The 10914-nt window shown below is 74.0% G+C and carries 12 protein-coding genes; 7 read left to right on the forward strand and 5 right to left on the reverse strand.

Annotated elements, in window-relative coordinates; translation table 11 throughout:
* Positions 1–96: 96 nt before the first annotated feature.
* Positions 97–945, reverse strand: coding sequence for a hypothetical protein (locus tag ACFXAM_RS34520; RefSeq protein WP_380297350.1), 849 nt, complete (start codon positions 943–945; stop codon positions 97–99).
* 197 nt (positions 946–1142) lie between these two features.
* Entirely contained in the window at positions 1143–2243 is a 1101-nt protein-coding gene (locus ACFXAM_RS34525) for a restriction endonuclease (protein WP_380297352.1), read from the reverse strand.
* A 207-nt stretch (positions 2244–2450) separates the two neighbouring features.
* Between ACFXAM_RS34525 and cutA the strand changes: the two genes are divergently transcribed.
* Positions 2451–2786, forward strand: coding sequence for a divalent-cation tolerance protein CutA (gene cutA, locus ACFXAM_RS34530; RefSeq protein ID WP_380297353.1), 336 nt, complete (start codon positions 2451–2453; stop codon positions 2784–2786).
* Positions 2787–2847: 61 nt separating this feature from the next.
* Here the strand turns inward: cutA and ACFXAM_RS34535 are convergent, their stop codons facing one another.
* Positions 2848–4077, reverse strand: a complete 1230-nt coding sequence (locus ACFXAM_RS34535; protein WP_380297355.1) for a GNAT family N-acetyltransferase — start codon at positions 4075–4077, stop codon at positions 2848–2850.
* 106 nt (positions 4078–4183) lie between these two features.
* Complete coding sequence (locus ACFXAM_RS34540; RefSeq protein ID WP_380297357.1) at positions 4184–4714, reverse strand: hypothetical protein; 531 nt, start codon at positions 4712–4714, stop codon at positions 4184–4186.
* A gap of 119 nt (positions 4715–4833) precedes the next feature.
* On the opposite strand from ACFXAM_RS34540, the gene ACFXAM_RS34545 reads away from it, so the two are divergent.
* Positions 4834–5268: a hypothetical protein gene (locus tag ACFXAM_RS34545; RefSeq protein ID WP_380297359.1), complete on the forward strand. Its 435-nt coding sequence runs from the start codon at positions 4834–4836 to the stop codon at positions 5266–5268.
* 3 nt (positions 5269–5271) lie between these two features.
* Here ACFXAM_RS34545 and ACFXAM_RS34550 read toward each other — a convergent pair whose 3' ends face one another.
* The gene (locus ACFXAM_RS34550; protein WP_380297360.1) at positions 5272–6084 is read right to left on the reverse strand and encodes an SDR family NAD(P)-dependent oxidoreductase; all 813 of its coding nucleotides are present in this window, start codon (positions 6082–6084) and stop codon (positions 5272–5274) included.
* A 139-nt stretch (positions 6085–6223) separates the two neighbouring features.
* Between ACFXAM_RS34550 and ACFXAM_RS34555 the strand changes: the two genes are divergently transcribed.
* The 5 genes from ACFXAM_RS34555 (at position 6224) to ACFXAM_RS34575 (ending at position 10781) form a co-directional block, all read left to right on the forward strand.
* Positions 6224–6832 carry a TetR/AcrR family transcriptional regulator gene (locus ACFXAM_RS34555; protein WP_380297362.1) on the forward strand — a complete coding sequence of 203 codons (609 nt, stop codon included), beginning with the start codon at positions 6224–6226 and terminating at the stop codon, positions 6830–6832.
* A gap of 232 nt (positions 6833–7064) precedes the next feature.
* Positions 7065–8270 (forward strand): cytochrome P450, encoded by a 1206-nt coding sequence (locus tag ACFXAM_RS34560; RefSeq protein ID WP_380297364.1) that lies wholly within the window; start codon positions 7065–7067, stop codon positions 8268–8270.
* Positions 8271–8356: 86 nt separating this feature from the next.
* Positions 8357–9517, forward strand: a complete 1161-nt coding sequence (locus ACFXAM_RS34565; protein WP_380297366.1) for a type III polyketide synthase — start codon at positions 8357–8359, stop codon at positions 9515–9517.
* Complete coding sequence (locus ACFXAM_RS34570) at positions 9514–10191, forward strand: NUDIX domain-containing protein (RefSeq protein WP_380297368.1); 678 nt, start codon at positions 9514–9516, stop codon at positions 10189–10191. Before ACFXAM_RS34565 ends, ACFXAM_RS34570 begins: the two co-directional genes overlap by 4 nt.
* Positions 10192–10349: 158 nt before the next feature.
* Positions 10350–10781, forward strand: a complete 432-nt coding sequence (locus ACFXAM_RS34575) for an SHOCT domain-containing protein (protein WP_380297370.1) — start codon at positions 10350–10352, stop codon at positions 10779–10781.
* The last annotated feature ends 133 nt before the right edge of the window (positions 10782–10914 follow it).

Genomic DNA, 10914 nt, shown 5'->3' on the forward strand with positions numbered 1-10914 from the left:
CGGCACCCTACGCCGACCCCCCCACCCCCGGGGCGTCGGCGTCGCGGCACGTCGGGGAGCGGCGCTGCGGGGAGCGGCGCGGCGGGGAGCGGCGCGTCAGACCGGCGCGCCGACCTTCTCGACCGGGCCGAAGTCGCGGAAGGTGCCGTGGGTGCGCATCGGGACGCCCCGCAGCTCGGTCCTCCGGTCGTAGCGGACGGTGCGGCCCTGGGCGTCGATCCACTGGTCGAGCTGGAAGGTCACCACGCCCTTGCCCTTGAAGAGCTTGTACTGCTCCGGCTCCACGGCCTTCATCCGCTCGATGTCGAGCGTGCCGGAGAGGTGGAAGCACGGCGTGCCGTCGCAGTCCTCCATCCCCTTGCGGGCGGACGGGCCGACGCCCAGCAACGCCTTGGCGTAGCCGTGGTAGTCCGGGATCCGGTCGCCGAGCGGGGAGGTGCGCCAGCTGCCGCCGCTCTTGATGTAGGTGGTGCCGTCGTCGGTCACGACGACGGTCGGGCCGTCGTCACCGGTGCCGCCGAGCAGGTCGCTGCCGCCCGCGCTCATGGACTCGGTGAGCCGGCCGGAGCGGACGGGCGCGTTGAGGTTCACCCGGGCCTTGGTGACGGCGCTGAGCGGGCCGCCCTCGGTCGTGAAGTCCTGGGTGGCCGCGTACGGCGCCTTCTCGGCGAGTGCGAGCGCCTTCTCCGGGTCGATCGCCCCTCCCGCCGTCGTGGCGACGGCGGTGGCGGTGGCGGTCGCGGTGGGCGTGACGGTCGGCGTCGGGGTGGGCGTGGCGGTCGGCGTCGGCGTGGCCGTCGGGGTCGGTGCCGCCTCGGGCGTACTCGTGGCCGTCGCGGACACGGACGGGGGCGCGGCCGGCGCCGTGTCGTCGTCGCAGCCCACCAGGGCGGCGAGACAGGCCGCCGTGGCGGCGACGGCGAGCACGGTGGAGCGACGCATCATCAGGAAACCCCCGGTCGAACAGAGAGACGGGGCGCATCCTGACACACCGCCCGGTCCGTGGTCGAACCGTTTCCCCGCCCGGCCGCTCACCCCCGGTGGGCGGACCACCGCGACTCCCGCGTCCGCACACGAATCGTTCCACCCGCCCCCGGCGCAGGAAGTCGGGCCCGCCGACTTCCTGCGCACCGGGCCGGGCCCTACGCCCCTGCGGCCACCGGCTCCTCGTCCGCGACCTCCAGGCCGTAGGCGACGACCGCCTGCCGCAGGCCGCCCGGGTAGCCGGCGAGCGCCGGGGTGAAGTCCCAGTTCCCGGCGTCGTCGCGGTCGAAGCGGCCGAGGCGCATCGCGATGTTGGACTCCGCGCCGTCCGCCAGGTGTACGATCGCGGCGTCCTGGTCGGCGCCCGCCTCCAGGATCAGCGCCGGTCCGGCGAACCCGGCCATGGTGGCCCCGGGGTGGTTCTCGGTGTCGGCGGCGGCGATGACGACCAGCCGGTCCGCCTCGGCGGGCAGCGCCTCGAAGTCGACCATCAGACAGGCGTTGGCGTCCTCGTAGCCGGTCACCAGCCGGACCGAACCGTCGGGCGTGGAGGCGTTGTTGTAGAAGACCAGGTGGTCGTCGGAGAGCGCGCGGTTGCCCTGGCAGACCAGGGCCGCGATGTCGTACTCCTCCTCCCCGGTCCAGTGCAGCAACAGCCGGGACGGTTCGGCGGCCACCTCGATCTCCGGCTGCCCGGCGCCGGCGTCCGCGGCCTCGGCCTCGACCTCGGCGTAGGCCGGCGCGAAGACCTCGTGGAAGCCGTGGTGCTTCAGCAGGCCCACCAGCTCGGCGCCGTTGATCAGCGTGATCGGCTTGCCCGACACGAACTGGTGCGAGCTGGGCCCGAACTTGCTGGTGGTGACCAGTACCGCCTTCGTGGCGGCACCGTCGTGCTGCAGCGTGCCGAAGAGGTCCCGGACGGCCGACGGCGTCACCGTGTCCCGGTACCGCTTGACCTGCACGATCACGTTCCCGCCCCGGAACGGGTCGGTGTCGATGCCGCGGACGTCCACCCCGCCGTCCTTCGACCGGGCCGTGAGCTCGACCTTCATGCCCATCGACTCCATCAGCCGGGCGATCAGACCCTCGAACTCGATCGGGTCCATCTGCAGCAGCAACTGGAGTTCGCGCACCCGCCGCGACATCCGGCCGCGGTTCGCGTTGGTGTCGTCACGCAGGTGCCGGAACAGCATGCGCTGGGCGCGGCGCTCGTTGGTGTCGGGGTTGCTGAGGCGGTGGAGCTTGCGGCTCCGGGACATAGGTACTCCCTCGAACGCGCCGGCACGACGGATCGTCAGGCACGTGTCAGAAAAGGCGACTTCAGGACGGCTTGAGTGTGTCCCCCGCTGGGTGAGTGAGTAGGTTACCGCCGCACCTGAGCTTTCGGCATGACGACGAACAACAGTGACCTACTCTTGACCGCCGGCCGCCCGGGACGCCTGACGCACCGCGCCTACGCTGTCGGCATGGCGACGAACAGCAGCGACCTCCTCCTCATGACGACGACCCATGACAACGAGGCGAGGGCCCGCGCCCTGGCCGCCGCCGTGGTCCGGGCCCGGCTCGCGGCCTGCGCGCAGGTGTCCCGGATCCAGTCGGTGTACTGGTGGGAGGGCGAGGTCCGGGACACGGCCGAGTGGCGGATCGACTTCAAGACCCGCGCCGAACTGGCCGACGCCCTCACCGACTTCGTGAACGACAACCACGACTACGACACCCCCGAGCTCATCGCCGTCCCGGTGGTCGCGGGCAGCCCCGGCTACCTGGAGTGGGTGCGGGCGGAGACCGCCCCAGGCCGGTGAGGGCGCCGGAGGACGGCCCGCCGCCCGGTGCTCGGGGCGGCGGGCCGGCGGGGTTCCCCGGTCAGAACCAGTGCAGGTTGAACGGGGGGCGGTCGGTGCGGAAGAGGGCGTCGGCCCGGGCGGCCGCCTCCGGGTGGTGGGCGTGGACGCGGCCGGCGCGGACCAGCGTGCCGGGGGTGGTGCCGCCGAGGTAGACCGAACCGAGGTCGCTCGCGTCCAGCGACAGGTCCGGCTCGCGGTCGGTGGGGACGCACTCGGCCCTGCCGTCGCGGACGGTGAGCAGGTAGCGGCCGTGTTCGCCGAGGAACGGGTCGTCGACGTCGAGCACGAGCTCGCCGTCCGCGAACCAGCCGCGGGCGGTCAGGGCGCGCGGGACGTCCAGCAGCCGCACCCAGAGCCAGTCCGTCTCACCGCTCACCTCGGCCGCCCGGAAGTCCTCCAGCTGCCAGGGCAGCGGGTGTCCGGTGGGGAGGTGCTTGAACACGATGTGGGTCATCAGGTCGTGCCGGAGCACGTAGCGGGCCAGGGCCGTGAACGCGGTGTCGTCGAGGGCGACGGTCTCGTCCACCGTCAGGGTGACCGCCTTGGTCACCGGGTCGACGTCGCCCCGCGAGTAGCTCGCGTAGCCGTCCGGCACGCCGTCGGCGTCGCGGTGGACGACGACGTAGCGCGGCGCCGGGGCGATCGGCGGCTGCCCCGCCCGCAGCGCCCACCAGCGGTGCGGCCGCGACAGCGCGCCGGGCTGGGTCCGCCGGTACCGGTCGTAGACCTCCTCCATGAGGTCGACGCACTCGGCCCGCCGCAGCACCTCGACGGTGCCGCCGTCCGCGCCGCCCGCCCTCGGGGCGGCCAGGGCCGCGCGGTGGCGCGGCACCGTCAGCCGCCGGGTGTACGTCGCCGGGCCGTAGCCGAACCGGCGGTAGATCACGGCCTCCGCGGCGAGCAGCACCGAGAGGAACTCCCCGCGCCCGCGCAGTTCGGCGAGCTGGTGGCGCATCATCGCGGTGAGCACGCCCTGGCGCCGGTGCGTGGGCAGCACGCCGACGGCGGTCACCCCGGCGGCCGGGACGACGACCTCCCCGGGCAGGGTCAGCTCCAGGGAGTACGCGCCGGCCGTGCCGATCGGCCGCCCGTCGTCCGCCACCGCCAGCACGCCCCGGTCCAGCTCCAGGGCCGACCACCAGGCCCCTCCCCCGTCCTCGGCCGGCGGCTCCGGGAGGAGCCCGAACGGGACGAGGAGGGTGTCGACGAAGACGTCGCGGTCCTGCTCGGTGGTGGAACGAATCTCCATGGGTACTGCTGCCTCCCCGCTTCACCGGCACCACGCGCGTGGTGTCCGGCCACAGTGCAACGCCAGGCGGCGGGCGGGTCAAGCGAATTTGGTCCTCCCCGTCGGATCACGCGTGGCGCAGCGCGGGGCGGGCCGGGAGTCCGAGGAGGGCGCCGAGGGCGAGGCCGAGGAGGGAGTCCAGCGCGTCCTGGGCGTCGCAGGCGCGGCCGAGCGCGGGGACGGCGTACTGGGCGGCCTCCAGGACGAAGGGGAGGGCCGCGGCGGCGACGAGCACCGCCGCCGCCCGGCGGCGGGAGCCGGTCAGGGCGGCGGCCAGGCCGATCGGGGCGAACACCAGGACGGCGAGGTCGGCCTGCCGGGAGGAGAACCACTCCCCCGGCGGGCGCAGCCGCACGCCGTCCAGCGTGCAGTGGTGGACCACGCCCGCCCAGGAGAGGTCCTGCCAGAACGGGCGCGGGTGCTCGGGGAGCAGGGTGAGCGTGGCCACCCCGCCGAGCGCGAGCAGCAGGACGAAGCCGACCGCCCAGTGCGTGCGCAGCAGCCGCCCCACCGGGCGGTTCAGCAGCGCCGCCGGGACGAGGGAGGCGAGCAGCCCGGGCCAGAACATCGGCAGCCCGTTCAACACGGTTTTGATCACGCCCGCACGGACGCCGCCGGCGCCCGCGCGGTTCTCCCCGGGGCGGTGTTCGTCTCCGACCGAGCCTTGGGGCGGCGGCTGTTAGAGTCGTCCGGCGTTCCGACCGAGGGGGTCAGCCGATGAAGAAGCGTCTGGTGCTCACCGTGTTCGCCGGTGTGGTGGCCACCCTGCTGATCGGCTTCCTCGACCCGGCGCCCGTCCGTCCCTCGCCGTCCGTCGCGCGGCCCGCCCACGCGCCGTCCGTGATGCCGACGGCGTCGGGGGTCGAGGACAAGGCCCCCGCCTTCGTCCGCTGGGTGGAGCAGCACGGCACCGAGGAGCAGCGGGCGGCCGTGCTGGGCCACGTCACCAGGCTCGACCAGGCCGTACCGCAGGACGACCACGTCAACACCTACCTGGCCACCGACCACCCGACGGCGGTGGACGCCCGGACCCGCGCGATCGTCGACGCCTACCTGGCCTGGGCCGGGCCGTTCGACCCGACCCGGATGCTCGTCCTCTACGACGCGAGCGGCGCGGTGATGGGCGCGGTGCGCCCCGACGACCGGCGCTGAGCCTCAAGCCCCGCCCCGGGCCGGCGCCATGACGTCGCGCACCCCGCGCGACATCCGCTCGGTGATCGCCGCGACCAGGGCGCGCGGGCGGCGCGGGGCGAGGTGGGCGGCGATCCGGTTGGCCAGGCCCGGCACGAGGTAGGCGCGGTCGGCGTCCAGGGCCCGCAGCGCCGCCCGGACGACCGGTTCCGGGGTGGTGAACCTCCCCACGACGGCGGCCTTCCGGGTGCCGATGACGTCGAAGAAGCCGGTCTCCACCGGGCCGGGGCAGAGGGCCAGGACGCGGATGCCGCGCCGTCGGTACTCCTGGCGCAGCGCGAGGCTGAAGTTGAGCACGAAGGCCTTCGACGAGCCGTAGACGGCGAAGTACGGGGTGGGCTGGAAGCCCGCGGTGGAGCCCACGTTGACCACCGCGCCCCTGCCGCGCGCCAGCATGCCGGGCAGCAGTTCGTGGGTGAGGTCGGCCAGCGCGACGACGTTGACCATCAGCTGGTCGTGGTCGCGCCGCGGGTCGATCGTCTCGAACGGGCCGCAGGTGCCGAAGCCGGCGTTGTTGACCAGGAGGTCCACGCCCAGGCCGCGGTCGGCGAGTTCGGCGCCGATCCGGCGGGCGGCGTCGGGGGCGGCGAGGTCCTGGACGAGGACGTGTGCGGTGATGCCGTGGGACTCGCCGAGGCGTCCGGCGAGGTCGTGCAGCCGGTCGGCGGAGCGGGCGACCAGGACGAGGTCGTGGCCGCGGGCGGCGAGTTGGCGGGCGAACTCGGCGCCGAGGCCGGAGGACGCGCCGGTGATCAGAGCAGTGGTGGCAGTGCGCACGGTGGTGCTCCTTGTCTCATCAACTGTGACAGGAGAGTATCGGATAACCGAAAATGTGCAACACTCGTGTTTCAGTTAGTGTCCGAGCCGTCCCCCCGCTGTACCGTTCCCGGGTACGACCGAGCTGGAGGCACCACCCATGACCCGCACGCCGCCCGCCCGCCCGCTGCGCGCCGACGCCGAACGCAGCGTCCGCGCGATCCTCGCGGCGGCGGAACGCGTCCTCGCCGAGAGCCCGGGCGCGTCCATGGAGCAGATCGCGGAGGCGGCCGGGGTCACCCGGACCACCGTCCACCGTCGGTTCGCCAACCGGCAGGCGCTGGTCGACGCGCTCGCCACCGAGGCCGCGGCCAAGCTCGCCGAGGCCATCGAGGACGGCCGCCCCGGAACCGCCCCGCCGCTGGTGGCGCTGCACCGGGCGACCGCCAACGTGCTGCGGGTGAAGGCCGCCTGGGGCTTCGCGCTCGGGCCGGCGGTCGCCCAGAGCGCGCAGGCCGCGCGGACCCACGACGAGATCGCCCGCCGCTGCCTCGGACTGCTCGCCCGGATCCGCGACGAGGGGGTCATCGCCGCGGACGCGGACCTGGAATGGGTGCGCCGCGTCTTCTACGCCCTCATCGGCGAGGTCATGCACGGCGGCCCGCACGGCACCCACGGCGCACCGGCGGACGGCGCCGATCCGGAGGCGCTGGCGGCCCGGATCGTCGACACCTTGCTGCACGGCGTGGGCCCGCGCACCACGCGCTGACACGCCGGACGCCGCGCCCGGCCGCGCGCTCGCACGGTCGGCCGCACCCCTCCTACGACGGCCTGGGCAGCACCGTCCCCACCCCCGTAGATCTCATGACAATCGGTCATTTCCCTCGATCGAGGGAACTCGCGCCCGTGTCCCCACTTTTCCGGTCCGATGGGGCAGCATCAGCACGTCCGCGCCCGAACAACCTCCGTCCGGGCGGCAGAACCGGCCCTGGGACCAGCCCGTGACTACCTCCGCCCCCGTGTGGGACTGCCCCTTCAACCACACCGACGGCCTGGAGTTCGACCCTCTGCTCAAGCGCCTGCTGACCGAGGAGCCGATCGCCAGGATCCGTCTGCCGCACGGCGAGGGCGAGGCCTGGCTCGCCACCCGCTACGAGGACGTGCGCGTGGTCACCACCGACCGCCGGTTCAGCCGCGCCGCCGGCATCGGCCGCGACCTGCCCCGGATGACGCCCGCCCCGATCGCCCAGGTCGAGTCGATCAACCTGATGGACCCGCCGGCCCACAACCGGCTCCGCCGGCTGGTGGCCCAGGGCTTCACCAACCGCCAGGTGGAGCGGATGCGCGCGCACACCCAGGGCGTCGTCGACGGCTACTTCGACGAGATGGCGGAGCACGGCGCACCCGCCGACCTCGTCCGCTTCCTGTCCGCCCGGCTCCCGCTCACCACCATCTGCGAGCTGCTCGACATCCCGGCCGGGGACCGCGCCGAACTCCGCGGCCACGCCGTCGCGATGATGTCCATGGGCCCGGACAGCGGCGCGGGCCAGGTCGACGCCAAGGCCGCGTTGCGCGCCTACTTCGCCGAACTCACCGCCGCCCGCCGCCGCTCGCCCGGCGAGGACCTCATCAGCGCGCTCGCCACCGCCCGGGACGGCGCCGAGCTGCTGGACGACGACGAACTCGCCGTGATGGCCATGGTCCTGCTGGTCACCGGCCACGACACCAGCACCTACCAGCTCTCCAACATCACCTACACCCTGCTCACCCACCCCGAGCAGCTCGCCAAGCTGCGCGCCCAGCCGGACCTGCTGCCGCAGGCCCTGGAGGAACTGCTGCGCTTCATCCCGTTCCGCCAGGGCGTGGGCATCGCCCGGGTCGCCACCGAGGACGTCGAGCTCGGCGGCGTGCTGATCAGGGCCGGCGAGCCGGTGCACGTCTCCTACCTGGCCGCCAACCGCGACCCGGCGGTGTACGAGTGCCCCGACGAGCTCGACCTCGACCGCGGCGCGCCCACCCACATGACCTTCGGCTACGGCACCCACCACTGCCTCGGCTCCCACCTGGCCCGGATGGAGCTCCAGGTGGCGATCGGCACCCTGCTGAACCGGTTCCCCGGGCTGCGCCTCGCCGTCCCGCCCGCCGAACTGGACTGGCAGACCGGCTCGATCTGGCGCTACCCGCAGACCCTGCCGGTCGCCTGGTGACCACCTCCCGGTGACCACGCCGCGGTGACCCCCACCGCCCCCAGCCGCCTCCGCACCCCCAGGCCCGCCCGACCGGAGATCCACCCATGGCCACACTCTGCAGACCCGCCATCGCCGTGCCCGAGCACGTCATCACGCTCGACGAGACCCTCGACCTGGCCCGCACCCTGCACGCCGACCACCCGCAGCTCGGCCTCGCGCTGCGGCTGATCGAGAACACCGGCGTGCGCACCAGACACCTGGTCCAGCCCATCGAGGAGACCCTGCAGCACCCGGGTTTCACCGTCCGCAACGCCGTCTACGAACGCGAGGCCAAGCGCCGCGTCCCCGAGGTGGTCGAGCGCGCCCTCGACCACGCCGAACTCGGCGCCCGGGACATCGACCTCATCCTCTACGTGTCCTGCACCGGCTTCATGATGCCCTCGCTGACCGCGTGGCTGATCAACGCCATGGGGTTCCGCTCCGACACCCGGCAGCTGCCGATCGCCCAGCTCGGCTGCGCGGCCGGCGGCGCCGCCGTCAACCGGGCGCACGACTTCTGCCGCGCCTACCCGGGCGCCAACGTGCTGATCGTCGCCTGCGAGTTCTGCTCGCTCTGCTACCAGCCCACCGACATCGGCGTCGGCTCGCTGCTCTCCAACGGCCTGTTCGGCGACGCGGTCGCCGCCGTCGTGCTGCGCGGCCGCGGCGGCACCGGGGTCCACCTGGAGCGCAACGGCTCGCACCTCGTGCCGGACACCGAGAACTGGATCTCCTACGGGGTCAAGGACACCGGCTTCCACTTCCAGCTCGACAAGCGCGTCCCGGGCACCATGGAGATGCTCGCCCCGGCGCTGCGCGCGCTGGCCGTCGAGCACGCCTGGAACGTCTCCGGCCTCGGCTTCTACATCGTGCACGCGGGCGGCCCGCGGATCCTCGACGACCTCTGCCACTTCCTCAACCTGGAGCCGGTCGCGTTCCGGTTCTCCCGGGCCACGCTCACCGAACGCGGCAACATCGCCAGCGCCGTGGTCTTCGACGCGCTGGCCCGGATGTTCGAGGAGGGCGGCGTCGAGGACGGCACCCAGGGACTGATCGCGGGCTTCGGCCCGGGCATCACCGCCGAGATCTCGCTGGGCAGTTGGGTCGGCAGGCCACTGGAGGCGGTGGTGCCGCGGCGCTCGCGCGCGCTCGACCCCGCGGAGCTGACGCTCACTCACCCGACCGCTCCCCTGCCGCGTCCGGCCGGGACTACGATCACCGAATGACCGATACCACGGATGCCACCGGTACCAGTGAGACCGGCGAGACCACCGGCGCCCTCGCCGGCACCGCGACACCGGACGGCGCCGGAGCCACGCCGATCCCCAGACAGCCCCGCCCCGCCGGGGCCGGGCGGGCCGCCGAGCTGGCCGCGCGCTTCCCCGCCCTGCACGCCCCGCAGTACTGGGCCTGGGGCCGCTACGACGCGCAGTTCTCCACCGTCCTGCCGCCGGACGAGCTGGTCACCAACATCCACCTGGTGGGCTTCACCGACGGCGGCCGGGTGGTGCTCTGCCGCGACGACCGCGACCACTGGTTCCTGCCCGGCGGGACCCGCGAGCACGGCGAGTCGGTGGACTCCTGCCTGGTCCGCGAGTTGCGCGAGGAGGCCGGCGCCCGGCTGCTCGGCGAGCCGGTCTGGCTGGGCGCGCACCGCTGCGTGACCGACGACCCGGTGCCCTACCGGCCGTGGCAGCCGCACCCCGAGAAGGCCTGGCTCTGGGGCTGGGCCGAGATCACGGTCGACTCCGTCCCGACCAACCCGGACGACGGCGAGCAGGTGGTCGAGGTCCGGGCGGCGGACCCGGCCGAGGCGCAGCACCTGCTGCTGGACGGCCACGACGCGTGGTGGGGCGAGCTGATCGCCCTGGCGGTGGAGCTCCGGTCGCGGCCGCACTGAGCCCCGGCCGCAGCCCCCGCCGCACCGGGCCCCGGCCCCCCGCTCCCGGGGGCGGAGGACCACCGGAATGGCGCAGCAGCGGGCCACGGTGTCCGAGGTCCGGTGATTGACTCGGAAGGACCCGGGTCCGTCCCGGGCCCGCACGGACGGGAGCCGTCATGGACAACTACCCGCTGCTCAACATCTTCTGGACGATGCTGGAGCTGTTCCTCTGGATCCTCTGGTTCTTCCTGCTCTTCAAGATCATCACGGACATCTTCCGCAGCCAGGACATGGGCGGCTGGGCCAAGGCCGGCTGGCTGATCCTGGTGATCCTGCTGCCGCTGATCGGTGTGCTGGTGTACGTGATCGCACGGGGCAGGAGCATGGGCGAACGCGACATCGCCCAGGCCCAGAAGGCCGACGCCGCGTTCAAGGCGTACATCCGCGACGCGGCCGGCAGCGCGCCCGGCGAGGGGGCGGCCGGGGAAGGGGCCGGGGCGCCCGGCCGGAGCCATGTCGACGACCTGGCCAAACTGGCCGATCTCAAGGCCGGCGGGGCGATCTCCGAGGAGGAGTACCAGAAGGCCAAGGACAGGCTGCTGGTGTGAGACCGGCGGGGGGGGGGGGGGGGCCCGGGGGGGGGCCCCCCCCCCCCCCCCCCCCCCCCCCCCCCCACCCCCCCCCCCCCCCCCCCCGCCGGGGCCCGCCCCCCCCCCCCCCCCCCCCCCCCGCCCCCGGCCG

The organism is Kitasatospora sp. NPDC059462 (assembly GCF_042749955.1).
Taxonomy (GTDB): Bacteria; Actinomycetota; Actinomycetes; order Streptomycetales; family Streptomycetaceae; genus Kitasatospora.